23 protein-coding genes and 3 tRNA genes are annotated in these 24,769 nt (G+C 43.0%); 20 read left to right on the forward strand and 6 right to left on the reverse strand.

Features of this window, described 5'->3' with window-relative positions:
* Positions 1-15: 15 nt before the first annotated feature.
* The 3 genes from ACSLUR_RS17120 to ACSLUR_RS17130 form a co-directional block, all read right to left on the reverse strand.
* Positions 16-91 (reverse strand) — tRNA-Val (locus ACSLUR_RS17120).
* A 152-nt stretch (positions 92-243) separates the two neighbouring features.
* A tRNA-Val gene (locus ACSLUR_RS17125) sits at positions 244-319 on the reverse strand.
* 47 nt (positions 320-366) lie between these two features.
* Positions 367-442, reverse strand: a tRNA-Val gene (locus ACSLUR_RS17130).
* 284 nt (positions 443-726) lie between these two features.
* Between ACSLUR_RS17130 and gltX the strand changes: the two genes are divergently transcribed.
* The 3 genes from gltX (at position 727) to ACSLUR_RS17145 (ending at position 4,418) form a co-directional block, all read left to right on the forward strand.
* Positions 727-2,139, forward strand: coding sequence for a glutamate--tRNA ligase (gene gltX, locus ACSLUR_RS17135; protein WP_448556545.1), 1,413 nt, complete (start codon positions 727-729; stop codon positions 2,137-2,139).
* Between the two features lie 200 nt (positions 2,140-2,339).
* Complete coding sequence (locus ACSLUR_RS17140) at positions 2,340-3,695, forward strand: DEAD/DEAH box helicase (protein ID WP_448556546.1); 1,356 nt, start codon at positions 2,340-2,342, stop codon at positions 3,693-3,695.
* A gap of 36 nt (positions 3,696-3,731) precedes the next feature.
* Positions 3,732-4,418 carry a dienelactone hydrolase family protein gene (locus tag ACSLUR_RS17145; protein WP_448556547.1) on the forward strand — a complete coding sequence of 229 codons (687 nt, stop codon included), beginning with the start codon at positions 3,732-3,734 and terminating at the stop codon, positions 4,416-4,418.
* Positions 4,419-4,651: 233 nt separating this feature from the next.
* Here ACSLUR_RS17145 and ACSLUR_RS17150 read toward each other — a convergent pair whose 3' ends face one another.
* Positions 4,652-6,868, reverse strand: a complete 2,217-nt coding sequence (locus ACSLUR_RS17150) for an EAL domain-containing protein (protein ID WP_448556548.1) — start codon at positions 6,866-6,868, stop codon at positions 4,652-4,654.
* Between the two features lie 218 nt (positions 6,869-7,086).
* Between ACSLUR_RS17150 and pyrF the strand changes: the two genes are divergently transcribed.
* Both pyrF and ACSLUR_RS17160 read left to right on the forward strand, forming a co-directional pair.
* Entirely contained in the window at positions 7,087-7,785 is a 699-nt protein-coding gene (gene pyrF / locus ACSLUR_RS17155; RefSeq protein WP_448556549.1) for an orotidine-5'-phosphate decarboxylase, read from the forward strand.
* A gap of 122 nt (positions 7,786-7,907) precedes the next feature.
* Positions 7,908-8,213, forward strand: coding sequence for a ComEA family DNA-binding protein (locus ACSLUR_RS17160; protein ID WP_448556550.1), 306 nt, complete (start codon positions 7,908-7,910; stop codon positions 8,211-8,213).
* Between the two features lie 79 nt (positions 8,214-8,292).
* Here ACSLUR_RS17160 and rne read toward each other — a convergent pair whose 3' ends face one another.
* Positions 8,293-11,427, reverse strand: coding sequence for a ribonuclease E (gene rne, locus ACSLUR_RS17165; protein WP_448556551.1), 3,135 nt, complete (start codon positions 11,425-11,427; stop codon positions 8,293-8,295).
* Between the two features lie 601 nt (positions 11,428-12,028).
* Between rne and rluC the strand changes: the two genes are divergently transcribed.
* Together rluC and ACSLUR_RS17175 are read left to right on the forward strand one after the other, a co-directional pair.
* Positions 12,029-12,991: a 23S rRNA pseudouridine(955/2504/2580) synthase RluC gene (gene rluC / locus ACSLUR_RS17170; RefSeq protein ID WP_448556552.1), complete on the forward strand. Its 963-nt coding sequence runs from the start codon at positions 12,029-12,031 to the stop codon at positions 12,989-12,991.
* A gap of 129 nt (positions 12,992-13,120) precedes the next feature.
* The gene (locus ACSLUR_RS17175) at positions 13,121-13,771 is read left to right on the forward strand and encodes an HAD-IA family hydrolase (RefSeq protein ID WP_448556553.1); all 651 of its coding nucleotides are present in this window, start codon (positions 13,121-13,123) and stop codon (positions 13,769-13,771) included.
* A 41-nt stretch (positions 13,772-13,812) separates the two neighbouring features.
* Here ACSLUR_RS17175 and ACSLUR_RS17180 read toward each other — a convergent pair whose 3' ends face one another.
* Positions 13,813-14,418 (reverse strand): Maf family protein, encoded by a 606-nt coding sequence (locus ACSLUR_RS17180; RefSeq protein ID WP_448556554.1) that lies wholly within the window; start codon positions 14,416-14,418, stop codon positions 13,813-13,815.
* Between the two features lie 128 nt (positions 14,419-14,546).
* On the opposite strand from ACSLUR_RS17180, the gene yceD reads away from it, so the two are divergent.
* From yceD to ACSLUR_RS17245, 13 genes are all read left to right on the forward strand, one after another.
* Positions 14,547-15,059, forward strand: a complete 513-nt coding sequence (gene yceD, locus ACSLUR_RS17185) for a 23S rRNA accumulation protein YceD (protein ID WP_116000476.1) — start codon at positions 14,547-14,549, stop codon at positions 15,057-15,059.
* 38 nt (positions 15,060-15,097) lie between these two features.
* Positions 15,098-15,268, forward strand: a complete 171-nt coding sequence (gene rpmF, locus ACSLUR_RS17190; protein WP_116000475.1) for a 50S ribosomal protein L32 — start codon at positions 15,098-15,100, stop codon at positions 15,266-15,268.
* Positions 15,269-15,322: 54 nt separating this feature from the next.
* Positions 15,323-16,324, forward strand: coding sequence for a phosphate acyltransferase PlsX (gene plsX / locus ACSLUR_RS17195; RefSeq protein WP_448556618.1), 1,002 nt, complete (start codon positions 15,323-15,325; stop codon positions 16,322-16,324).
* Between the two features lie 3 nt (positions 16,325-16,327).
* The gene (locus ACSLUR_RS17200) at positions 16,328-17,287 is read left to right on the forward strand and encodes a beta-ketoacyl-ACP synthase III (protein WP_448556555.1); all 960 of its coding nucleotides are present in this window, start codon (positions 16,328-16,330) and stop codon (positions 17,285-17,287) included.
* Positions 17,288-17,313: 26 nt separating this feature from the next.
* Complete coding sequence (fabD, locus tag ACSLUR_RS17205) at positions 17,314-18,246, forward strand: ACP S-malonyltransferase (protein WP_448556556.1); 933 nt, start codon at positions 17,314-17,316, stop codon at positions 18,244-18,246.
* Between the two features lie 48 nt (positions 18,247-18,294).
* Positions 18,295-19,029, forward strand: coding sequence for a 3-oxoacyl-ACP reductase FabG (fabG, locus tag ACSLUR_RS17210; RefSeq protein ID WP_116013735.1), 735 nt, complete (start codon positions 18,295-18,297; stop codon positions 19,027-19,029).
* Between the two features lie 166 nt (positions 19,030-19,195).
* Complete coding sequence (acpP, locus tag ACSLUR_RS17215) at positions 19,196-19,429, forward strand: acyl carrier protein (protein WP_116000470.1); 234 nt, start codon at positions 19,196-19,198, stop codon at positions 19,427-19,429.
* A gap of 147 nt (positions 19,430-19,576) precedes the next feature.
* The gene (gene fabF, locus ACSLUR_RS17220) at positions 19,577-20,812 is read left to right on the forward strand and encodes a beta-ketoacyl-ACP synthase II (protein ID WP_448556557.1); all 1,236 of its coding nucleotides are present in this window, start codon (positions 19,577-19,579) and stop codon (positions 20,810-20,812) included.
* 163 nt (positions 20,813-20,975) lie between these two features.
* Complete coding sequence (pabC, locus tag ACSLUR_RS17225) at positions 20,976-21,833, forward strand: aminodeoxychorismate lyase (protein ID WP_448556558.1); 858 nt, start codon at positions 20,976-20,978, stop codon at positions 21,831-21,833.
* On the forward strand, positions 21,830-22,837 hold the full coding sequence (mltG, locus tag ACSLUR_RS17230; RefSeq protein WP_448556559.1) for an endolytic transglycosylase MltG: 1,008 nt from the start codon (positions 21,830-21,832) through the stop codon (positions 22,835-22,837). The genes pabC and mltG overlap by 4 nt, the downstream gene beginning before the upstream one ends.
* Positions 22,837-23,460 (forward strand): dTMP kinase, encoded by a 624-nt coding sequence (gene tmk / locus ACSLUR_RS17235; protein WP_448556560.1) that lies wholly within the window; start codon positions 22,837-22,839, stop codon positions 23,458-23,460. The genes mltG and tmk overlap by 1 nt, the downstream gene beginning before the upstream one ends.
* A gap of 1 nt (position 23,461) precedes the next feature.
* Positions 23,462-24,427 carry a DNA polymerase III delta subunit-related protein gene (locus ACSLUR_RS17240; protein ID WP_448556561.1) on the forward strand — a complete coding sequence of 322 codons (966 nt, stop codon included), beginning with the start codon at positions 23,462-23,464 and terminating at the stop codon, positions 24,425-24,427.
* A gap of 10 nt (positions 24,428-24,437) precedes the next feature.
* On the forward strand, positions 24,438-24,764 hold the full coding sequence (locus ACSLUR_RS17245; RefSeq protein WP_448556562.1) for a PilZ domain-containing protein: 327 nt from the start codon (positions 24,438-24,440) through the stop codon (positions 24,762-24,764).
* Positions 24,765-24,769: the final 5 nt, after the last annotated feature.

The raw sequence follows: 24,769 nt of genomic DNA on the forward strand, positions 1-24,769 counted from the left end.
TATAACTTTAAGAAGTGGTGGACGGTACTGGGCTTGAACCAGTGACCCCCGCCTTGTAAGGGCGGTGCTCTCCCAACTGAGCTAACCGTCCGGGTCGTTGAGTTATCTTTGTTTAGCCACTCGTTTCTCAAGAGAAGTGGTTAAGTTACTGATTTGAATCAGTGACTTGGTTCGGGTTGTAAAGAGTAGAAGGTGTACTTCATTTTTACAAACCATCTAGACCGTTACTACTATCAAAGATAGTGGTGGACGGTACTGGGCTTGAACCAGTGACCCCCGCCTTGTAAGGGCGGTGCTCTCCCAACTGAGCTAACCGTCCGGGTCGTTTGAGTTATCTTTGTTTAGCCACTCGTTTCTCAAGAGAAGTGGTGGACGGTACTGGGCTTGAACCAGTGACCCCCGCCTTGTAAGGGCGGTGCTCTCCCAACTGAGCTAACCGTCCGTCTCTGTGGGGGCGTATTATAGGGAGCTTTGATTTACTGTCAACACATAAAAGTCGATTTTTATGAAAATCGCCAGCATTTTAGATGGTTTGCGGGAATATTCGGCAATGTGTTGGTTTTACATACTTTTCTTGGCACTTAAACAGTATTCACAATAATAAAAGCTAGTATATAAGGCTGTTATATAAGGCATAGCGCTGATAAAATAGCGCGCAATTTTTTAAGAATAATGAATAGGCAAACCGCGCTTTGTCTGTTCACTCAATTAGTTGGTGAATTACTTATGACTTTAACTACGCGTTTTGCGCCAAGCCCAACCGGTTACCTTCACGTTGGCGGTGCTCGTACTGCTTTATATAGCTGGTTATATGCAAAGAAAAATGGCGGCGACTTTATCCTACGTATCGAAGATACCGATTTAGAGCGTTCAACTCAGGAATCTGTTGACGCCATTATGGATGGTATGAACTGGTTAAAGTTAGATTGGACCAAAGGCCCTTACTTCCAAACTGAGCGATTTGACCGTTATAAAGAAGTGATTGCACAGTTAATTGAATCTGGCAATGCTTACCGCTGTTACTGCACGCCAGAAGAAGTTGAAGCCATGCGTGAAGCAGCGCGTGAAAAAGGCGAAAAAGAAAAGTACAACGGCATGTGGCGTGAGCGCACAGATTGGCCTGAAGATAAGCCTTACGTGATTCGCTTTAAAAACCCATTAGAGGGCGAAGTGGTGATCAAAGATTTGGTTAAAGGCGAGATCGTGATTGCTAACCAAGAGCTTGATGACTTAATTATCGCACGTTCAGACGGCAGCCCAACGTATAACTTAACCGTTGTTGTTGATGACTGGGATATGGGCGTAACACATGTGGTTCGCGGTGACGATCACGTTAATAACACGCCACGCCAAATCAACATCCTAAATGCGTTAGGCGCAACCTTACCTGAGTACGCGCACATTCCAATGATCTTAGGTGATGATGGCAAGCGTCTATCTAAACGTCACGGTGCGGTAAGCGTTATGCAATATCGCGATGAAGGTTACCTACCAGAAGCGCTATTAAACTACTTAGTGCGTTTAGGTTGGTCACATGGCGACCAAGAAATTTTCTCAATTGATGAAATGATTGAGCTTTTCGACTTAACTGGCTGTAACCGCGCGCCATCGGCGTTTAACACAGACAAGCTTATTTGGGTAAACCAGCACTACATGAAAACCATGGATCCAGAATATGTCGCTGAGCACTTAGCATGGCACATGGCTGATCAAGCTATCAGTACTGACAATGGTCCAGCACTGGCTGAAATTGTGAAGGTACAAGCAGATCGTGTTAAAACCTTAAAAGAAATGGCGCAAATTTCTAGCTACTTCTACCAAGATTTCACCGAGTTTGATGCCGCAGCGGCGAAAAAACACTTGCGCCCAGTGGCAGCAGAGCCGTTAACTTTAGTGAAAGAAAAGTTAGCCGCGCTGGAAAACTGGGTTGCAGCAGATATTCATGCCGCGATTAACGGTACGGCTGAAGCACTTGGCTTAGGCATGGGTAAAGTGGGTATGCCACTTCGCGTTGCGGCAACGGGCGCAGGTAACTCACCATCGCTTGATATCACGCTAGCGCTTTTACCAAAAGAAAAAGTACTCGCGCGCATTGATATGGCGTTAGCGGTTATTGCTGAGCGCGTTGCGAACAGTTAATTATTTGTTTGATGGCTGTGAGCACGTAGTCATTATCTTTTTTGAATGCTGAGCTGCTGGTTCAATTGCTTACAACTGAAACATGGGCAGCTCAGCATTTTTAGTTTTTGTTTGTTACATCGACTTTGTTGGTTAAGTTGCCATCGTGAGAGCAACTATACTAACGAGGTCATTCAAGATTTTATTTTTAGGAGACAGTATTGAATTTTAGCAATTTTGGTTTAGATAAACGTTTAATGGAAAGTATTGAACATCAAGGGTTTACTGAGCCTACCGAAATTCAAACTAAAGCCATTCCGGTTGCAGTGGCAGGTCACGACTTAATTGCGTCTTCTAAAACCGGCTCGGGTAAAACCTTAGCCTTTATTCTGCCAGCGATTCAACGTGTTAGTACTCAACGCGCATTATCAAAAAAAGATCCGCGTGTATTAATTTTGGCGCCTACGCGTGAATTAGCAAAGCAAGTGTATGGGCAGCTGCGCTTATTTATCGCAAATACCCAATTTAAAACAGTATTAATTTTAGGCGGTGAAAACTTTAATGATCAGGTGAAAACCTTAAGCAAAGACCCACACTTTATTGTGGCAACACCGGGTCGATTAGCGGATCACTTAGATCAAGGTCATTTCTACCTGCAAGGTTTAGAGCTTTTAGTACTCGATGAAGCCGATCGCATGCTGGACTTAGGTTTTGCTGAGCAATTAGCGAAAATAAATAAGGCAGCCGATCACCGTAAACGCCAAACCTTGTTGTTCTCGGCAACTTTAGACCATGCGCAAGTCAATGACTTTGCAGCCGACTTATTAAAATCACCAAAGCGTATTGCGATTGAACACGGTCACACTGAGCACCAAGATATCAACAAACGTTTTTATTTAGTTGATAACTTAGATCACAAACAAGCTATGCTGAGCCATGTGTTGAAAAACGAAGACATTCAACAGCTAATCATCTTTACCGCAACCCGCAGTGATACCGAACGTTTGGCAGGAGAGCTAAGCGAGCAGGGCATAGACGCGATTGCCCTAAGTGGCGATTTAAACCAAAGCAAGCGCAACCAGATTATGGAAAGTTTTGCTAAAGGTCGTCACAAAGTATTGATCACTACAGACCTCGCTTCGCGTGGCTTAGATCTAATGAATGTATCGCACGTGATCAATTTTGATATGCCAAAGCATACCGAAGAATTTGTCCACCGCATCGGTCGTACAGGTCGTGCAGGTAACAAAGGTGATGCCATTTCATTTGTTGGTCCTAAAGATTGGTTAAGCTTTAAAAACGTTGAAGGCTTTTTACAGCAAAACATCAGCTTCGATGAAATCGACGGCCTAAAAGCCAAGTTTAAAGGCTTAAAACCTAAGCCGAAGAAAAAGCCTGTGAAAAAAGCGCAGCCGAAAAAAGCAGCGGCTAAATCGACAGCACCAAAAGCCAAACGTGTGAATAAGAAAACCATGTTTACGCTGCAAGATGCCGGTGATATGCCAATTATGCGTAAAGGCCCGAAATTGGCGCCTAATGAGATAGATCAAGAAATAGATGAGCAGAGCGAAGAATAAGGCAAGGCATTTGAGCGTGTTGAAAGGAATAAACAGGTGACGATAGTATTGGTAAGCGATATCTTTGGTCGCACACCTGCTTTTGAAGCGCTCGCCAATTCACTTGCCGATATAACAGGCTCACAAACAATCTTGTTCGATCCATACCAAGGTGAAAGCCTTAATTTTACGGACGAACAAGTTGCTTACCAATACTTTTCTCAGCATATTGGCGTTGAAACATACGCTGATATGCTGGTTGAGTTTCTAACCTCATTAAACAAATGTGAACAAGTAAAACCTTTAACGGTTTTAGGCTTTAGCGTTGGCGCTTCAGCTGCTTGGTTACTGGCATGCCATTCGAATAACGCGGGTTTGTTGCCTGACAAAAAGCTATCTAATAATAACCCACCGGAAATAGGGAAGGTTATCGGTATTTATGGTGGTCAAATTCGCAACTGTAGTGAGCTAGTCCCAAATATAAAAACAACGTTGATATTTCCACAATCTGAGCCTCATTTTGATGTAACTGTTCTTATGGAAAAGTTGGCTTTTAAAAACAATGTTACTGCCTATCAAGTGCCGTATTTGCATGGTTATTTAAACCAATGTTCCAACAATTTCGATAGCAAGGGCTATCAGGAATTTTTAAGCGGTTTTAGGCGCCTACTAAAAACTGATAAAAGTAGCTTTTTATTCGCAGGTTTACCTTTGCAGAAAACTGTTTCATTAATTGGGAAGTAGACAAGGTCGAATAATAGTTAGTGCAGTACTTTGAGGTTAATAAAAATTGTTAGTAAGAGGCCAGAAAAAATCTGGCGAAACTACACTTATTGCAAAGCTCTTGATTGATATAGCTGGGCTCTCAAATTTTACTGCGCTCAGCCGTCAATCATCATATCTAGAGTAAAGTTAACAAGAGCGCAACGAGTTAGTGCTTGAACATGCAATATTCGCAACTGTTACATTAATTAGCCTTAGTTGAGTTTAGATAAATACACTTCAAAATCACTTGCAGGCATAGGTTTAGCGTAATAGTAACCTTGCACTTCATCACAGTTCATTGATTTCAAAAATGCTTCTTCCGCGGATCCTTCAACGCCCTCGGCAAGTACACTAAGCTTCATTGATTTACCTAGATTTAAAATCATTTCAATAATTGCTTGATCGTCTTCATTGTCGATAACATTGCGAACAAAGGATTGATCTATTTTTAGTCGATTAATTGGTAGGCGTTTCAAATAGTTTAATGAAGAATAGCCAGTGCCAAAATCGTCAATGGCTAATTCAATCCCTAATTCTCGGAGCTGTGATAGCTTAGCGATGATTTCGTTAATATCTGCCATTAAAGCGGTTTCTGTAACCTCAAGCTCTAACCATTTAGGATCTAACCCAGACAATGTTAATGCATTGCTGACTTCATCGACGATGTTGTCCTGATCAAACTGCACACCTGAGACATTCACCGCCACTCTAAAAGGTTTGAATCCTTTATCTTGCCATTGCTTGTTGAGCTGACATGCTTGTTCAAGTACGAGTTTACCGATAGGTAAAATCAATCCTGAAGCTTCGGCAAGTGGAATAAAAGTAAAGGGGGGCACTAGTGTCCCGTCTGGTTTAATCCAGCGAAGTAGTACCTCGGCACCCACTAGTTCACCGCTTGTTAAGTCAAGCTGGGGTTGAAAGAAAGGCACTAATTCATTGTTAGCAATGGCAAGTTTAAGCGCTTTAATCATTGAAACACGCTGGTTGAGCGCATTGGAAAGCTCTGGTGTATAGGTCACAACTTTTTGCGTATGGCTGGTCTCAGCTTGGTGAAGAGCAATATTACCATGAGCGACGATTTCATTTATTTGTTGTTTGTTACTCGCTGAATTCACGACTTGATTAATACCAATTGAAATCGACAAGTGCAATTGATGTTCCTCAATCATCATTGGTGATTGCAAGCGAGTAATAACTTGCTTGGTCATTGCTTCTACTTTCATTGGGCATGGTTCGCCCTTGGCGTTTTTACACGGCATTATTACCGCAAATTCTGTGGTATTAAAGCGTGCAACATACTCTTGGGCAAAGACGTTGGTGATGCGTTTAGCTACTTGGATTAGTGTTTGATCGCCAATGTTGTAGCCAAGCGTATCGTTTATTTCATTGAATTTTTCAATGTTAATGATGATCAGCGCAAATGAATGCTTTGTACTTGCCAAATTTGCTTGCTCTTTCAGTCGCTCTAACGCTGCGCTGCGGTTAGGTAGGCCAGTTAACGAATCATAATAAGCAAGTTGACGTACTTCATTCTCTAGCGCTTGTCGCTTCTGCTCACTATTTTGGAAGTTTAAAAATGCGTTACCTAGCGCATTAACTTCTTTGTAACCTGAGTGCGAGGTTTCGGTACTGACAATTTTGCGTTCCGACAAAGATGTCATTGCCGCTGTTATTGCTGAGAGTGGCGTAACAACTTTTTTGGCAATATGACGGTTAAACAGCACAAGTATCAATAAGCTGACAAAACTCACCAGAATCATCATAAAACTCAGTTGGTTTGCACGTTTCAAACTGAGCTCTACATCGACAGTAATTTCCAGAATTCCTCTAACATCGCCAAGTTGCCAATCTCTTCTTGACGAATCTTGATGAGAGTTGTGGCAGTCAACACAGGCGCTTGCTGTTAGTTTGTCTGGAAGCGCCACTTTAACGACACGATTTCCTGCAACATTATCAAAGGTACTAACAGGTTTGTCTGGATTAAGTGTTAATTGATGCCATGCCAATTTTTGAAAGTCGTCCATTGCCCTGGTTTTTCTTGAGTTAAAAGGGTATGGGCTAGTCACATTGACACGCAGCTTGTCCTCTTCAGAATACGACTGTGCCATTTCCATTAAAAAGGTGGCTGGAATAGGGATACTGTTGTCGCTCAGCTTATGTAAGTGGGTGATTTCGATGCTATCGGTATTACTTACTTCACTGAGCACGTGCTCTGCATAATAGTTTCTGATTTTCTGCAACGTTTTAGTCAAATCAACCGCGGTTTCAACGGCATTAGCTTTTACTAGGTCTTCAATGACTTTGGGTGCTACTAGCAATACCAACATTAGCGCTAGTCCGGCAAACAGAGGTAAGGGGGCACTGATATACCACTGCAAAGGTTTGGGCTGCTGGAGACGCTTTTTAAACGAGCTGAATATCGACTTCATATGCTTAGTTTTTATTTATGATTAGTTACTAGATCGTATTTCTCTAGAATTTATTTCTTATCTAAGTCAATTGATTAGAAAAAATCAATGATCACATAGACCATGTGCCTTGTTATTGGCGATAGATTGGTATTGTTTTGGCCACCAATAAACTAATCTTTCGATATTTAAACAATTTCAAGCTAGAATAGCGCAAATTTTACAAATGAGATTTCTTCATGACTGATGCAAAAGTAGTTGTTGCCTTAGATTTTGACAACCAAGCAGACGCGCTAGCCTTTGTAGATAAGATTCAGCCAAGTGATTGTCGACTGAAGGTAGGCAAAGAGATGTTTACTTACTTTGGCCCTGAGTTTGTGCGCGAGCTCGTTAAACGTGGCTTTGATGTATTTTTAGATCTGAAATTTCATGACATTCCAAATACAGTTGCTAAAGCGGTAGCTGCCGCTGCAGAATTAGGTGTATGGATGGTAAATGTACACGCCTCTGGTGGAACAAAAATGATGGAGAAAGCAAAAGAAGCGTTACTACCTTATGGTGATAACGCGCCACTTTTGATTGCAGTGACTGTACTAACAAGCATGGGCGAAGACGACCTTGAGGGTATTGGTATTGAAAAATCGCCTGCCGAGCACGTTAACAGCCTAGCTACGCTGACACAAAATGCTGGCCTAGACGGTGTGGTATGTTCTGCATGGGAAGCTGAATCACTAAAAGATACTTTTGGCGATGATTTTAAACTGGTAACTCCAGGTATTCGACCAGCAGGTAGCAGTACGGATGATCAAAAACGTATCATGACACCTGAGCAGGCCGTAGCTGTTGGTGTAGATTACCTAGTAATTGGCCGTCCAATCACAAAATCTGATAACCCTCACCAAGTATTGCGAGAGATTAATCAGTCACTTAGCAGCTAATTCTTGTTACAACTTCAAATGTCGGCATAAATTTTGACAATCTGAGAAATGCGTACTAATTGTTTAGTCAGCTACATTAAGTAGCTGACTAAATAAAATGGAAAACATTACAAGGATTGATCATGAAAAACATTATCTTCGCTGCGATATTAGCGTCCCTTACTCTTTTTTCACATTCATCATTGGCGAACAACATGCCTGAAATAAGTGCCACCAATACTCAGGTGGTTATTCAGGAGCCAATAGATGTCAATCAGGCAACGATGGAAGAACTTGTGCTGCTAAAAGGAATTGGCAAGAAAAAAGCGCAGGCAATCATCGACTATCGCCTGGAAAATGGCAATTTCATTAGCATTGATGATTTAACAAATGTAAAAGGAATAGGGGAGCGTTTTATTGAAAATAATAGGCACTTACTCAAGATATAAAGCTCGTTTTCAATAAGAGTAAATTAAAAAGGCCAGCTAAATTGCTGGCCTTTTTGTATTTGAGCTTTAGTAGAGTTGATTAGGGCTTTGCTGGCCCTGATTGGCTAGCATTAACCACAAGCGCTCTAATGGCTTGCTGTTCAGACTTCTGAACAATCAATCGCTGTTCAATCGGCATTGCAGCCGATGGAATCGAATTAACTGTATCAACAGTTACAGGTTTAGCCATCGGTGAGCTTGCCTTACCTTTAAATGATTGTAACGCTTTACTAGGTTTAGCTGATTTAGGCTTAGCAGCTGCTTTCACCGATTTTCCAGCAACAGCTGGCGCTTCTTGCTCAGTAATTACAGGTGTTTCTGCGAGCGCTACTTCTTGTTTAGCTTCAACCACTGCGTCTTCTGATACTGATGCTTTGGCTTCTGTTGCAGAGACTGTAGGCTGCTCAACAACAGCTTGAGATTCCTGTTCGTTGTCTAAGCCAGAGTCTAAACCTGAGTCTAACCCCGGCAGTTCTTGCTGAACTTCTGCCTTTGGCTCGGCGACAATAGCAGCTTCAGTTTGCTGAGTAACTTCAGGGTAGCGTGCTTCTACAGGATCTTCAGTAATCTCAGCAACAGCTTGTTCGTTAACTGGCTGCTGAGTGTTTTCAGCCTGCACCTTGTCAGTTTGAGTGCTGATTGGCTGAGCATCATTGACTTCAGTGTTACTGATATCTGAAGTAGCAACTGCTGAGTTATCACCTGTTGCACTTTTTTCTGCATTTGTGTCTTCCGCTGAGCGACGGCGGCGTTGACCATGAGAGCGTAAGTGTCTCGGAGAACGACGGTTGCGTGTGCGCTCTGGCTTATCGCCATCTGTTGCCTCAGTCGCAGGGGCTTCATTTGTTTGTGCTTCCGTTAGCTGTTCAACAGGTGCCGCATTGTCAGTTTTTTCCGCCTGCGGTTTGTTACGCTTTCTTTGCGGCTTTGACTGCTTAGCTTTGTTTTCCTGTTGAGAGCTTTCGTGCTGAGAGTTTTCCTGCTGAGCGCTCTCTGAAACAGTGCTTTCATCTGCTGATTTACGTTCAACCGCTTTGTGCTCAGCTTTTTTATGTTCAGCCTTCTTCGGTTTCGCTTGTCTTGATGGTTTAGCGTCTGAGTTGTGTTCTTCAGCTTTTGCTACTGAAACGTCAGTTTCTCTTTGCGCTGCATTCTCATCACCCACACGTACTTTCTTGCGATTGTTACGGCGCTGTCTGCGCTCTGCAACTTTCTCTTCCTTAGGCTTTTGCGCAGCTTTATCTTGCTCTGGCTTACGCGGCTTTTTCGGTTTGTTATTACGCGTGTCTTTAGCTTCTCTAACGTCTTTGTTTTCGTCTCTGTCTTTAGCTGACTGACGATTGTTGCGACGCTGGTTTGCGTTGCGACCTTTACGGTTACGCTGATTATCACGGCCGCCTCTGTCGTCACGACGACCTCTTGGCTTAGCTTTCGGCGTTTCTTTTTGCTCTTCCTCTTCTTCAGAGAACAAACCACCTAACCAGTTAACAAAAGAAGCAAATAAACCTTTTTTCTCTGCAGGTTTGTTGCTCGCTTGTGGCTTGTTGTTTGCTGGAGCAGGCGCAGGTGCGCGCTTAGGAGCAGACATTCCTTGAATAACAGGCTCGTCTTTTTTCGCTGCTTCTTTGTTGAATTTTGGCATTACAGCTTCTTCAACTTCTGCAGGCTTTGTTTTAACGTTGTAGCTTGCTTCGTCAATAGTTTCGTCTTCACGAACGCGCAATACTTCATATTGTGGTGTATGCATGTTCGGATTCGGAATAATCAATACTTTTACGCCGTGATGCTTTTCAATGTGCATTACCGAGCGACGTTTTTCATTTAATAAGTAAGTTGCCACTGGCACTGGTACTTGTGCTTGCACATGCGCAGTGTTTTCTTTGATGGCTTCTTCTTCCATTAAACGAAGAATTGATAATGCTAGTGATTCAATACCACGTACTTGGCCAGTACCGTTACAACGTGGACAAACATTTTGACTCGTTTCTCCAATTGAAGGGCGTAAACGCTGACGTGACATTTCCATCAAGCCAAAGCGTGAAATACGACCTAGCTGAATGCGCGCTCTGTCTTGTTGAACAGCGTCGCGTAAACGATTTTCTACTTCGCGTTGATGGCGTGTTGGCGTCATATCAATAAAATCGATAACTACTAGGCCACCTGCGTCACGCAAGCGTAATTGGCGAGCGATTTCTTCTGCTGCCTCTAGGTTGGTATTGAACGCCGTTTCTTCAATGTCGCCACCCTTTGTTGCACGTGCCGAGTTGATATCAATAGAGATCATCGCCTCGGTTGGGTCGATAACTATCGAGCCACCTGATGGTAAGCGCACTTCACGTTGGAACGCAGATTCAATTTGCGTTTCAATTTGGTAGTGGGTGAACAATGGTACGTCGTTAGTGTAAAGCTTAATTTTGCTTGCAAAGTCAGGGCGTACTAACTCGATGTGTTGCTTAACACGTTCAAAGATTTTTGGACGGTCAACAATCACTTCACCAATATCACGACGTAAATAATCGCGAATAGCGCGTTGGATCAGACCACTTTCTTGGTGAATCAAGAAAGGAGCAGGGCGGCTTGCCGCAGCTTCTTCAATGGTGTTCCAGTGGTGACGTAGAATGTCTAAATCCCAAGACAACTCTTCGTAGTCTTTACCCACACCAGCAGTGCGAACAATTAAGCCCATGCCCTTAGGTAGGTCTAGCTTGCTAAGCGCCGCTTTAAGCTCTGTGCGCTCGTCGCCTTCAATACGGCGCGAAATACCACCGGCACGTGGGTTGTTCGGCATTAATACCAAGTAGCTACCCGCTAAGCTGATAAAGGTAGTAAGCGCAGCGCCTTTTTGACCGCGCTCTTCTTTATCTACCTGAACGATAACTTCTTGGCCTTCAGTTAACACGTCTTTAATGTTAGGACGGCCTTGGAATTTGTAGCCTTCAGGGAAGTATTCGCGAGCAATTTCTTTCATTGGTAGGAAACCATGACGCTCAGCACCATAGTCAACGAAAGCAGCTTCTAGTGAGGGTTCGATGCGAGTAATTTTCGCTTTGTAGATATTTGCCTTTTTCTGCTCATGGCCAGGGCTTTCGATATCTAAATCGTAAAGGCGTTGCCCGTCGACCAAGGCTACACGTAACTCTTCAGACTGTGTAGCGTTAATTAACATACGTTTCATAGTTTCTGTGACTCTATTTTGGTCACAGCACACCATTTGCTTAGAACACAAAGCAATCTATCGCAATGGTAACAGCTAGTTGTCAGCCTCACGGGTGTCATTCTTACCCGACTTAAGTGTGCCTTTGCCCGGTAAGCTGTTATTTTCTTCTGATTGTTAGGTAGCAAGTTTGTCAGACTCACTACAATAATTCTTTATGTGCTCAGCTAGCGTGCTGTGCTGCCAACAACATACGTGTTTAACTAAGCTTGTTTAACATGATTGGGTTAATCCAAGGCTTAGGTGATGTTGTTATTTTTGTTATTTAGCATTGGTACGCTGGACAATATGTTTATGTAGCCTCAAAGCAAGTTACACGCGCTTTGTTGTACAACGGGCTTGTCAGTTAATGTGTCTTATCTCGCACATTAAAGTAGCCTCATTTTGCCTCTTACTCTCTTTCGTCTTCGTTCGACTTTTCTACACAATGCTGCCAATTTACGCTGTGTTTTATGCTTATGCGACACAGCGGCTCGATTATCCCACTATCTGCTAGCAGATAGCAATCAAATACCTGTTTATTTTAGCTAAAAAACTACGTTTTTATGCTAGACTGCGCGCCATGAACGAAGAGAACAAACCAAAAGTACGATTTTTTACCGTTGAAGCGGATGACGCTGGCCAGAGAATCGACAACTATTTATTGAAAACCCTTAAAGGTGTGCCGAAAAGTATGATTTATCGGTTACTCCGCAAAGGGGAAATTCGCGTTAACAAAAAACGCACTAAACCAGAGTATAAACTGCAAGATGAAGACATTATTCGCGTGGCACCTATTCGCGTCTCGGAAAAGTCTGCGCCAGTCTCTACTCAGCTTAATGTCGTTGCTAACTTAGAGTCACAAATTCTATACGAAGATGAAGTGCTGCTAGTTATTAATAAACCATCAGGTATGGCAGTACATGGTGGTAGTGGCGTTAACTTTGGCGTAATTGAGGCATTGCGAGCCCTTAGGCCACAAGCCAAAATGTTGGAGCTAGTGCATCGTCTAGACCGTGACACCTCGGGCTGTTTAGTGGTGGCAAAGAAACGCTCCGCTTTGCGTAATTTGCACGAACAACTACGTAAGAAGAATGTTCAGAAGTTTTATCATGCTTTGGTAAAAGGTCGTTGGTCACCGAAACTCACTAAAGTGACGGAAGGCCTACGCAAAAATGACCTTAAGTCAGGCGAGCGAGTGGTGATTGTTGACAACATTAATGGCAAAGAATCGGAAACTCGCTATAAAGTGATTCAGCATTATGACGGTGCTACCTTAGTTCGCGCTTTTCCAGTAACAGGGCGAACTCATCAAATTCGTGTGCATTGCCAAACGAAAGGGCACCCCATTGCTTGTGACCCGAAATATGGACATGAAGATTTTGATGGTGCAATGAAAGCAGCTGGCCTTAACCGTTTGTTTTTACACGCGGCAAGTATTGAGTTTACCCACCCGCGCACCGAGAAACGTTTAAAGGTTGAGGCACCGCTGGACAATGCCTTAGCCAAAGCACTGAAAAACCTTAAAACAAACCAATCTAAATAATGATTGGTTTGTTTTAACAACCTCTTTGCCCGACTTAAACAGAAAAACAAATCTAATATCAGTTTCAAGGTCAACTTCATTTGAAGTTTATAAAGACGAGATTGATGCAGTAAGGTCAAACTAATAACGATGGATAATTACAAGCTTTATATCTTTGATTGGGATGGCACCTTAATGGACTCCATTGCCCGAATTGTTACTTCTATTCAAATTGCCGCAGAGCGCTTATCTTTAGCACCACCAAGTGATGATGATGCAAAGAGTATTATTGGCCTGAGTTTAGTACCTGCTTTACAAAAGCTCTTTCCCGATCTTGAGGCGCATACGATTGAAGCAATGATTTCTGCTTACAAAGCACAATATTCAACCACAGAAGTTGCTTCGCCTCTATTTGATCACGTCAAGGAAATGCTGAGCTTGTTAAGAACACAAAACAAGTTAGTGGCAGTGGCAACAGGTAAGGCACGGCAGGGGTTAAATCATATGTTGGATGAAACTCAGCTCCATCAACACTTTGATATGACCATTTGTGCGGATGAGTCTGTTTCAAAGCCAGCGCCAGATATGATTCACCAGCTATTAGAAAAGTTAAATGTCAAACCGGAAGATGCCGTGATGATAGGGGATTCACGTCACGATCTGAATATGGCAAATAACGCGGGTGTTGCCAGCATTGGTATTACCTTAGGCGCCGACAAGCGAGAGCACCTCGATGCTTGCCAGCCAAATGCCATTGTTGATTCCATATTGGAGCTTAAAGCGTTAGTGACAGGGCACTAGCGCTACTATTTCCTTTGTTAATCAACTTTTACTTAGCAAGGTTAACATGGTTTGTTACTTGATTGCTGATTTAGTACATCAACGCCAAATTGCTGTAATAACTTAGTGAGTTGAATTAGCGGCAAGCCGATTAGACTATTAGGGTCATCGCCTTCGAGCTTTTCAAATAAACAGATCCCTAATCCCTCGCTTTTAAAGCTGCCCGCACAATTAAGCGGCATTTCAGCATGTACATAGTTAGCTATTGCTTCATGAGTTAGCTCTCTAAAATGTACAATAAAAGGTTCAACAATTGTTTGTGTTTGCCCTGATTGAGTGTCAACAATGCTAAGCCCAGTTAAAAAAGTCACAGATTGCCCACTAAAACCAGTCAATTGTTGTGTAGCATTTTCTACGGTGTGAGGTTTGCCAAGAATTTTTCCTTGGTGAACTGCCACTTGATCTGAGCCAATCACTAACGCGTTGTTCAAATTGGTGCCAGCGGCTTTTGCTTTAGCTTGTGCTAAGCGAGCAACTAGGGCTTCGGGTGACTCGTTTTCTAAAGGTGTTTCATCAACGTTGGGCTTAATACACTCAAAGGGAAGGTTGAGCTTTTCAAGCAAGGCTTTTCGGTAAATAGAAGTAGAGCCTAGAACGATATTTCTCATAATTTATACAATTTCTTATCATAGTTTGCACAAGATACTCCTTGATATAGGTTTGAATCTCGAAAATTAAAGAAAAAGCACAAAATTCTTTTGACACATGCAGGTCAGCCCTTTATTATTCGCGCCCTATGCAGAACCTTAAGCTACCAGTAACGATAGATCCTTACAAAAGCGCTCAACGAAGACTTGAGTGTGACGGGATATTTCAGTTAGCGGAAATGAACCGATTACTCGACTCGTGTGAAAGCACAACCGAGCAAATCGAAGTTAGTTTTCAATTTGATGTGGATGAACTTGGCCTAATAGTAATATCAGGTAAGGGCTCGGCATCAGTAGGGCTGATATGCCAACGTTGTAATGACGAGTTTGCGCATACTCTGGAAATTGATTTCCAGTTTAGCCCGGTTAAAAATGCAGAAGGTGCTGCAGATTTGCCGTCATATTATGACGCAATAGAATTAGATGAAAATGGTGAAGTTAACTTGCGAGAGTTAGTGGAAGACGAGTTATTACTTGCGATTCCATTAATTCCACGGCATGAACTCGATGATTGTAAAGGTGAAGCCGATACAACATGGGGCGAATTGCCTGAAGAGCTTGATAAGCCAAATCCATTTGACGTATTGAAACAACTCAAGTAGTTATATTTTAGTTAGCAACCGATTTTAGGAGTTAGGCTATGGCAGTTCAAAAGAGCAAAAAGTCTCGTTCAAGACGTGGCATGCGCCGTTCACACGACGCGTTAACCGCAGAAAACTTATCAGTAGATCCAGTATCTGGTGAAACTCACCGTCGTCACCACGTGACAGCTGACGGTTTCTACAAAGGTGTTAAAGTTATCGCTAAATAGTCAATCGACTAGGCGAGCACAGCTTTGAAGAATCTAACCATAGCGTTAGATGTAATGGGGGGCGATAAAGGCCCCCTTGTTTCGATCGTAGCAGCAATTATGGCGGTCGAAAAACTTCCTTATTTATCTCTTATCCTATGCGGTGACCAAGACACCATTCAAGGTCATCTTAGACGCCAAAAAGCGTTAAACCACCCACAAATTACCATTGTTCATACCACGCAAGTGGTCACCATGGGCGAGAAGCCGCTTGCAGCAATGCGCACCAAAAAAGATTCGTCACTGCGCAGAGCCATTGACCTTGTTAATGAGGGAAAAGCAGATGCGTGTGTCAGTGCGGGTAATACTGGCGCCTTGTTTGCCACTGCGCATTTGATCCTTAAAACCTTGCCAGGCGTTGAACGGCCAGCATTGATATCTGCCTTACCGACACAGCAACCCAGCCAACATGTATTTATGCTCGACCTTGGCGCCAATGTCTTTTGTGATGCTAATGTCTTATACCAATTTGGTGTTATGGGCGCGGTGATGGCTGAGCAGGTTGACGGCATCAATAAACCTAGAGTTGCATTGCTTAACATGGGCGAAGAAGATATCAAGGGCAGTGATCATATTAAACTCGCGGCGGCACAACTTGCTGAGAGTCCCGATATCAATTATGTTGGTTTTATTGAAGGCAATGACATTTTTAATAACAAAGCTGATGTTATTGTGTGTGACGGCTTTGTCGGTAATGTTGCGTTAAAAACCTGTGAAGGGGTTGCCAATTTAGTCTTTGAAAAAGTCAAAGAAGTGTTTGATAAGAACGTTGTGACCAAAATATTAGGGCAGTTTTTGGCCCCAACGTTAAAAAAACTGTTTAAAACCTTGAACCCCGACCAGTACAACGGGGCAAGTCTGATAGGATTGCGGGGCATTGTCGTCAAAAGCCACGGTAATGCTAATTCAAAAGCACTTTTTACCGCCATATTAGAAGCAGTAAAAGAAGTAGAAAGGCAAGTTCCTCAGAAAATTAAAAACACATTGGAACAAGAATTATTACAAGGCCCTAAATAATATATGTATGCAAAAATTGTTGGCACAGGCAGCTACTTTCCTTCACAAGTTAGAACCAACGAAGATTTAGAAAAACTGGTAGATACCACAGATCAGTGGATCACGGAGCGCACTGGTATTAAAGAACGCCGAATCGCCAGTGAAGACGAGAACGTCGGCTTTATGGGGGCTGAAGCCGCTAAAGCCGCGATTGAGATGGCTGGTATTGATTATGCCGACATCGACATGATCATTGTCGCGACAACAAGTTCACATGCCGATTTACCAAGTGCAGCTTGCTATGTGCAAAAGCATCTCAATATTCCCCATATCCCAGCATTTGATATCGCCGCAGCATGCTCTGGCTTTGTTTATGGCTTAAGCGTCGCAGATCAATACATTAAGTCTGGTATAGCCAAACGCGTATTACTGATTGGCTCAGATGTGCTGTCTCATTTATGTGATCCGACAGATCGAGGCACTATCATTTTATTTGGTGATGGTGCAGGTGCGGTTTTACTAGAAGCATCAGAGCAACCAGGTGTAATGTCGACCCATATTCATGCTGATGGCAATTATGGCACCTTATTAGGTGCAGATTCACCAAAACGCGGTGGTTTGTTAACCGAAGAGCAAGCATACCTGTACATGAAAGGTAATGAAGTATTTAAATGTGCCGTGACAAAACTGAGTGAAATCGTCACCGTTACATTGGCTGCGAACAATCTGGATAAATCCGATATCGACTGGTTGGTGCCACATCAAGCTAATTTGCGAATTATTAAAGCAACTGCGAAAAAGCTCAATATGCCGATGGAACAAGTTGTTGTAACATTGGACAAATACGGCAACACTTCGGCTGCAACAATCCCCACGGCACTTGACGAGGCCATTCGAGATGGTCGAATTCAGCGCGGTCAAACCTTATTATTAGAAGCCTTTGGTAGTGGTTTTACCTGGGGCTCAGCACTTATTAAATACTAATAAACAACATTATATTAGGTAGAAAAATGCAAAATACTTTAGCGTTTGTTTTTCCTGGTCAGGGATCACAAGCGGTTGGCATGCTTAGCGATTTTGCCGACCATGAAGTTGTACAATCAACTTTTCAAGAAGCATCTGCAGCACTGGGCTATGATTTATGGCAATTAATTGCTCAGGGTCCAGCCGAACAGCTTAACTCAACCAACTTTACTCAGCCTGCGTTGCTAACAGCCAGTGTCGCGTTGTGGCGTGTGCTCAAAGCAGAAAGCGAATTGGCGCCTGCTTATCTTGCTGGCCACAGTTTAGGTGAATACTCTGCATTGGTATGTGCGGGTGTCTTGTCACTTGCAGATGCCGTAACACTCGTAGAAAAGCGAGGCGAATTTATGCAAGCTGCGGTACCTGAAGGTGTGGGGGCGATGGCTGCTGTTATTGGCTTAGGCGATGATGCAATAGTTGAAGCTTGTCAGCAAGCAGCGCAAGATCAAGTTGTTTCCGCCGTTAACTTTAACTCTCCTGGGCAAGTCGTGATTGCAGGTAACAGTGAAGCGGTTGTAAGAGCCTCTGAACTTTGTAAAGAGGCTGGTGCAAAGCGTGTTTTACCATTGCCTGTTAGTGTTCCATCACATTGCGCGCTGATGAAGCCTGCGGCTGACGAGCTAGCCAAGGTACTTGCTGAAGTCACTTTTAATGAACCTAACATACCAGTGGTTAATAATGTTGATGTTGCGCTTGAAAATTCAGCCGAAGCGATCAAAGACGCCTTGATTCGCCAATTATACAGCCCAGTTCGTTGGACAGAAACGGTTGAGTTTTTGGCAAGCCAGCAAGTAGAAAATTTATTAGAAGTGGGTCCAGGTAAAGTGTTACAGGGCTTAACGAAACGAATTAATAAAGCATTAACGTGTTTAGCGGTTAATGACAATGACACACTCGCAAAGGCCAAATCACTTTACTAAGTGAGCAGAGCCTAGCGATTAATAAAAGCTACTAAAAATAGGAAATATATGTTTTCTTTAGAAGGTAAAATCGCACTTGTTACAGGCGCAAGTCGCGGTATTGGTAAAGCTATAGCAAGCCAACTTAAGGCGCTTGGCGCAACTGTTATTGGTACTGCTACATCAGAGCACGGTGCTGAAAAAATTAGTGAATACTTAGGCCAAGGGCATGGCTTAGTGTTAAATGTGACCAGTGATGATTCTATTGCGGCGATGTTTGAAACCATTAAAACAGAGCATGGCGCTATCGATATTTTAGTAAATAACGCTGGTATAACGCGCGATAACTTGATCATGCGCATGAAAGCAGATGAATGGGACGATATTATCGAGACTAATTTGTCATCTGTTTTTAAACTAAGTAAAGCTGTATTGCGCCCAATGATGAAGAATCGTTGTGGTCGCATAATCAATATTGGCTCTGTTGTTGGCACTATGGGTAATGCTGGCCAAGTCAACTATGCGACAGCTAAAGCAGGCTTGTTAGGTTTCACCAAGTCACTTGCCAGAGAAGTTGCCTCGCGCGGAATTACGGTTAATACCGTGGCACCTGGCTTTATCGACACAGATATGACGCAAACACTAACTGACGAACAAAAAGAAGCAATGCTGTCGCAAGTTCCTGCAAATCGTTTGGGTAAACCAGAAGATATTGCAAACACGGTTGCATTCTTAGCATCAGATGCTGCTGGTTACACAACCGGTGAAACGATTCACGTAAACGGTGGTATGTACATGGTCTAGTAGGCTTGCTACAGACCTTGTTAAATGCTACAAAATTGATATAAATATAGACAGGCCAGCAGGTTAGACCAGAACAAAAACTAAAATTAGTTGCTTGCATGGATAACTTTTGGCGAATACACTACACGCAATTTGCAAAATTGCATATTCTAGTAAAGGAAAAAAAATGAGTACTATCGAAGAACGCGTAAAAAAAATTACAGTTGAGCAACTGGGTGTAAGCGAAGACGAAGTAACGAATGAAGCATCTTTCGTTGACGACTTAGGCGCTGACTCACTTGATACTGTTGAATTAGTTATGGCGTTAGAAGAAGAGTTTGACACAGAGATCCCTGACGAAGAAGCAGAGAAGATCACAACTGTTCAAGCTGCAATCGATTACGTAACAGCTAACCAGTAATTATTAAATCAGGCGGTACATACCGCCTGATTACTTTCTACCTAAGTCATCTCGTTATCGCTCGTGTTAAATAGAATCAACTAAACTGAGCATTAACGAACTATAATTACCTATCTAAAATCTATTCTATCGGAGGCAACTCTTCCTATGCGACGTGTTGTAGTTACCGGTCTTGGTATGTTGAGCCCGCTGGGCAATTCACCTGAACAAACATTTAATGCCTTGCTTGCTGGTCAAAGTGGCATCAGCATGATTGAGCATTTTGATACCACAGACTACCCAACTAAGTTTGCTGGTTTGGTAAAAGACTTCAATGTTGAAGACTATATGCCAAAAAAAGAAGCCAAAAAAATGGACTTGTTTATCCAGTACGGTGTAGCCGCAGGTATTCAAGCAATTAAAGATTCTGGCATTGATGTGACAGAACAAAATGCAGCACGTATTGGCGTTGCTGTCGGCTCAGGGATTGGCGGTTTAGGCTTAATTGAAGAGAACCACGAGAAATTATTAAATAGTAGTCCACGTAGACTGTCACCATTTTTTGTTCCTGCGACCATTATCAACATGATCTCAGGCCATTTGTCTATCCAGTACGGCTTAAAAGGTCCAAACATTTCAATTGTCACGGCGTGTACTAGCGGTGTTCACAATATTGGTCATGCGGCGCGTATGATTGCCTACGGTGATGCTGATGCAATGCTTGCTGGCGGTGCAGAAAAAGCTTCAACGCCACTAGGCATGGGTGGCTTCGGCGCGGCACGTGCGTTATCAACACGAAATGACGATCCAGAAAAAGCCTCTCGCCCTTGGGATCAAGACAGAGATGGATTTGTACTGGGTGATGGTGCAGGCGTAATTATGCTAGAAGAGTATGAACACGCCAAAGCTCGTGGGGCAAAAATTTACGCTGAACTTGTTGGCTTTGGTATGAGCGGTGATGCCCATCATATGACGTCACCACCGGCTGATGGTGAAGGTGCGGCTGCTGCAATGCAAAATGCTATTAATGATGCTGACATCGATATTACAAAAATTGGTTATATTAATGCCCATGGTACATCGACACCTGCGGGTGACATTGCTGAAACCAACGCAGTAAAAACCGTATTTGGTGATCATGCAAAAGCATTGATGGTAGGTTCAACAAAGTCGATGACAGGTCATTTACTGGGTGCCGCCGGTGCTGTTGAAGCTATCTTTACTATTCAGGCCATTGCTAATGGCAAAGTACCGCCGACGATTAATTTAGAAAACCCAAGCGAAGGCTGCGACTTAGATTACATTGCTGATGGCGCACGCGACGTTGATCTTGAATATGCACTTTGTAATTCATTCGGTTTTGGCGGCACAAACGGCTCTTTATTATTTAAAAAAGTCGATTAGTAAGTAGTTTACGTGACATAGGCTAAACAATTTTTCGGTCGTTAATTACCGTCTAAGGTGTAGTTAACACGTAAATATCGCTTGCTATCAATCAATTAAGCTTGAATACTTTAGGTATTCAAGCTTTTTTATTTTTGCATGTAATATTACATGTCATTTTTACATGTCACATAGCTACGTCGAAATATTCCAACAACCAAAACAACAAAACCAACAAAAGATTAGTACCAGTGATCGCGCCTTGGCCTATGGTGATGGCCTTTTTACCACTGCAAAAATTGCCGATGGTAAAGTATTAAACCTGTCTGCGCATATTGAACGCTTGTTAAGCGGCGTTCAGCGACTTGCAATTGATGTAGAGTTATCAGGCTTAAAGCGGCGGTTAGCAGAACTTGCCAAAGACTACCCGCTTGCTGTGCTCAAAGTACTGATTTCAGCGGGTGAGGGGGGAAGAGGGTATTCTCGGCTTGGCTGCTCCAAAGGCAAGGTAATCATCTCAATTCATGAATTTCCTGTACATTACAATACTTGGCATCAACAGGGGATCAATCTAGGGTTAGCGAAAACTACGCTTGGCGTTAATCCGCTGCTGGCGGGTATAAAGCATCTCAACCGGTTAGAACAAGTATTGGTAAGACAAGAGCTAGACGAACGCGAAGAAGATGACGTGTTGGTCAGTAATTGTTTAGGTCATATAATTGAAGCGAGTGCTGGCAATGTTTTTTGGCTTACTAAGCAGCAAGCTAGTCTTGCAACTTCTGGTGAAAAAAGCTCTTGGTTAACACCTAACCTTTCGATGTCGGGTGTAGATGGGTTGGCGAGGCAATATCTTATCCAGCAGTTAAATAAAAGCGATAAATACTCAGTGGAGATTGTCGAACAAAAGGAATTGGTAATGAGTGACATCAACAGCATGTTAGTTTGTAATTCTGTACTTGGGATTGCTCCTGTCCATGAGTTTGCGGGCTCTGCGCTTAGCATCGCCCCTGTTCACCAGTTGCAAAAAGAGTTTACGCTATGATCAAGAAGTTAGTTTTCACCCTGTTGGCATTAGGTGCACTTATTTCAGTGATTGCCGCGATTGGCTGGCAACAAATGCAACAAGCTATGAGTACACCACTGAATATTAACGAAGCGCAACTTATCTCGATAAAGCCTGGCGATACTATGCATCGATTTTCGAAGGCATTAGTCGATAAAAAGTTGATTGAGAATCGCTTTTGGTTAAGAAACTTCGCGCGTTTAAACCCAAAACGGGTCGCCTTGAAAACGGGTACCTATCAAGTAACACCGCAAGATAATTTGTATTCATTAATCGATAGAATTGCACAAGGTAAAGAGTATCAAGCACAAATTACCTTTATTGAAGGTACTACATTGAGTGAATGGTTGGTGCAACTGCGCAATGAACCAATGATTGAAAAAAGTGATATGGCCGTCGATATATCAGCGATAGTTGATGCTTTAGGGCTTGAGTTAACACAACCGGAAGGTTGGTTTTTTCCCGATACTTACGCTTTTACTGTTGGTACTAAAGATATTGAACTGCTCAAACGTGCTTATCAGCGGATGAACGAAACCTTGAATGAACAATGGCAAAACAGAGCTCTAGACTTGCCATATCAAACGCCTTATCAAGCACTGATAATGGCGTCTATCATCGAAAAAGAAACTGGCTTAGTACATGAACAGCCGCGTATCGCATCGGTATTCGTCAATCGTTTGCGCAAAAAAATGCGCTTGCAAACGGACCCAACGGTTATTTATGGCTTAGGGGAGCGTTATCAAGGCGATATTACGCGTGCCCACTTAAGAGAAAAAACCGCGTATAATACCTATCGCATTAATGGCTTGCCACCAACACCTATCGCAATGCCCGGATTATCGGCGATACAAGCGGCGTTGAACCCAGAGCATAGTGACTACTTATATTTCGTCAGTAAAGGCGACGGCAGCCATCAATTCTCCAAAACATTAACTGAGCATAATCGAGCAGTTAGAAAATATCAGTTAGGAAAGTCTTAATGACACAAGGTAAATTTATTGTTGTTGAAGGCATGGAAGGAGCAGGGAAATCGTCTGCTATTCATGTGATTATCGATTATTTAAGCCAACAGAATATTAGCTTTATTCAAACCAGAGAGCCGGGCGGTACCAAGCTTGCCGAGAAATTGCGCGATATCGTTAAATCTGCTGATCACCAAGAAACGATCACCCAAGAAACTGAGCTTTTACTGATGTACGCAAGCCGTAGTCAGTTACTTGCCAACGTTATTCAACCAGCGCTGGAAAATGGTACTTGGGTGATTGGCGATCGCCATGATTTATCATCCCGTGCCTATCAAGGGGGCGGCCGACAAATTTCGGATGAAGTCATGAATACAATTGCTGATGTAACGCTAAAAGGCTTTAAGCCTGACTTGACCTTATATTTAGATATTGCGCCTAGCATTGGCCTTGCTAGAGCGAGAGCGCGTGGTGCACTCGATCGAATCGAGCTAGAGCAGATGGACTTTTTCGAGCGTGTTCATCAAAAATACCAGTCACTAGCGGCTGAAGATGAAACGATAGTATCAATTGATGCGAGCCAAGAGATGTCAAAAGTGCATCAAGACATTAAACTAGCATTAGCCCAGTTTGTCGCTTGATATGACCAATATGAGCGCTTCATACCCTTGGCTTAGCAAACATCAGCAGTCATTAGTACAGCAAATTAGCACGCAACGCCTGCCTCACGCTCTGCTGATGACTGGTGAAGCTGGCGCTGGCAAATCAACACTGGCACTTTGGTTAGCAGCTCGTTTGGCGTGCGTTAGCGTTAATCACGAACAAAGTGCCGCTCAGAGTGCTGCTGACAATGAACAAGCGCCTTGTGGTTATTGTAAGCATTGTAAACTTATCGCGAGCCAAAGTTTTCCCGACCTATTGATCATAGATGAAGGTGACAAGTCCATAGGTGTTGAGCCAATCCGTGCGGTTACCAAGTTCCTGGAGACTCGACCACAGATCGCTTCACAAAAAACCGTGCTGATTAAACAAGTAGAGCAACTGACTGTTGCGGCGGCTAACGCTTTATTGAAAACGCTTGAAGAGCCTTCGTTGGGCAATACTTTGGTATTAACAACCAAAAACACTGAAAGCTTGTTGCCGACTATTTTGAGTCGATGTCAGTTAATATCATTACGGCCACTATTGACCGAGCAATTCAAGCAAAATATTAGTGACCAACCATATGCCAACACAACTTACTTGCCTGAATTGCAGAGCTTGCAAGAGAATCAAGCATACGAAGCGTTAGCGTCGGCCACCATAGATTTGCTTGTTGGTACGTCGAACTTTCCATTATTTGAGCAAACACTGTTAACCGGTGATAGAGCGCTTATCTGGCTTGAACGTATCGTTTCAACATTATTGCGAGTTAATCAGGGATGGCAGGCACCCGAAAGCGATAAAATTAACTGGCATGCGGCACAATCTATGGATAGTGATACGCTGATGCGTATTTTTCAGGTAATATTGTCAGCAAATAAGCGGTCACGTGACTATCAGCAAGCAAATCAAGATGTATTAACTCAACAGCTTGCTATAACAATAAAAGAAATTGTTACCGTATAAGAGGGGAAGAATGGATAGCTTGTATTTGGAGTTCTTAACAGAGCGTGACTTATATCAGTCATATATGCCGTTTTTGAAAAACGGCGGTCTGTTTGTTAGAACACCAGAGTATTTTGAATTAGGCACGAAAATAGAGCTAGATGTACTGTTGCCAGACTCATTAGAAAAATCACGTGTAAAAGGCGTTATTTGCTGGCTAACACCTGTGGGGGCACAAAACGGTACACCGCCTGGTATTGGTGTAAGCTTTGTTGAAGACACGGAAAATGTTCGCGCACAAATTGAAAAAATGATCGCACGCCACCTAAACTCCTCTGAGCCAACATTAACCATGTAACACAA

It is taken from the genome of Thalassotalea montiporae (assembly GCF_053485855.1).

Coding starts and splice junctions, on each gene's coding strand:
- pabC (WP_448556558.1), top strand. CDS start 20,976: ATGTCACATAGCTACGTCGAAATATTCCAACAACCAAAACAACAAAAC.
- ACSLUR_RS17175 (WP_448556553.1), top strand. CDS start 13,121: ATGGATAATTACAAGCTTTATATCTTTGATTGGGATGGCACCTTAATG.
- ACSLUR_RS17150 (WP_448556548.1), bottom strand. CDS start 6,868: ATGAAGTCGATATTCAGCTCGTTTAAAAAGCGTCTCCAGCAGCCCAAA.
- fabG (WP_116013735.1), top strand. CDS start 18,295: ATGTTTTCTTTAGAAGGTAAAATCGCACTTGTTACAGGCGCAAGTCGC.
- ACSLUR_RS17180 (WP_448556554.1), bottom strand. CDS start 14,418: ATGAGAAATATCGTTCTAGGCTCTACTTCTATTTACCGAAAAGCCTTG.
- fabF (WP_448556557.1), top strand. CDS start 19,577: ATGCGACGTGTTGTAGTTACCGGTCTTGGTATGTTGAGCCCGCTGGGC.
- rpmF (WP_116000475.1), top strand. CDS start 15,098: ATGGCAGTTCAAAAGAGCAAAAAGTCTCGTTCAAGACGTGGCATGCGC.
- pyrF (WP_448556549.1), top strand. CDS start 7,087: ATGACTGATGCAAAAGTAGTTGTTGCCTTAGATTTTGACAACCAAGCA.
- ACSLUR_RS17200 (WP_448556555.1), top strand. CDS start 16,328: ATGTATGCAAAAATTGTTGGCACAGGCAGCTACTTTCCTTCACAAGTT.
- ACSLUR_RS17240 (WP_448556561.1), top strand. CDS start 23,462: ATGACCAATATGAGCGCTTCATACCCTTGGCTTAGCAAACATCAGCAG.
- rne (WP_448556551.1), bottom strand. CDS start 11,427: ATGAAACGTATGTTAATTAACGCTACACAGTCTGAAGAGTTACGTGTA.
- ACSLUR_RS17160 (WP_448556550.1), top strand. CDS start 7,908: ATGAAAAACATTATCTTCGCTGCGATATTAGCGTCCCTTACTCTTTTT.
- yceD (WP_116000476.1), top strand. CDS start 14,547: ATGCAGAACCTTAAGCTACCAGTAACGATAGATCCTTACAAAAGCGCT.
- acpP (WP_116000470.1), top strand. CDS start 19,196: ATGAGTACTATCGAAGAACGCGTAAAAAAAATTACAGTTGAGCAACTG.
- mltG (WP_448556559.1), top strand. CDS start 21,830: ATGATCAAGAAGTTAGTTTTCACCCTGTTGGCATTAGGTGCACTTATT.
- gltX (WP_448556545.1), top strand. CDS start 727: ATGACTTTAACTACGCGTTTTGCGCCAAGCCCAACCGGTTACCTTCAC.
- plsX (WP_448556618.1), top strand. CDS start 15,323: ATGGGGGGCGATAAAGGCCCCCTTGTTTCGATCGTAGCAGCAATTATG.
- tmk (WP_448556560.1), top strand. CDS start 22,837: ATGACACAAGGTAAATTTATTGTTGTTGAAGGCATGGAAGGAGCAGGG.
- fabD (WP_448556556.1), top strand. CDS start 17,314: ATGCAAAATACTTTAGCGTTTGTTTTTCCTGGTCAGGGATCACAAGCG.
- ACSLUR_RS17245 (WP_448556562.1), top strand. CDS start 24,438: ATGGATAGCTTGTATTTGGAGTTCTTAACAGAGCGTGACTTATATCAG.
- rluC (WP_448556552.1), top strand. CDS start 12,029: ATGAACGAAGAGAACAAACCAAAAGTACGATTTTTTACCGTTGAAGCG.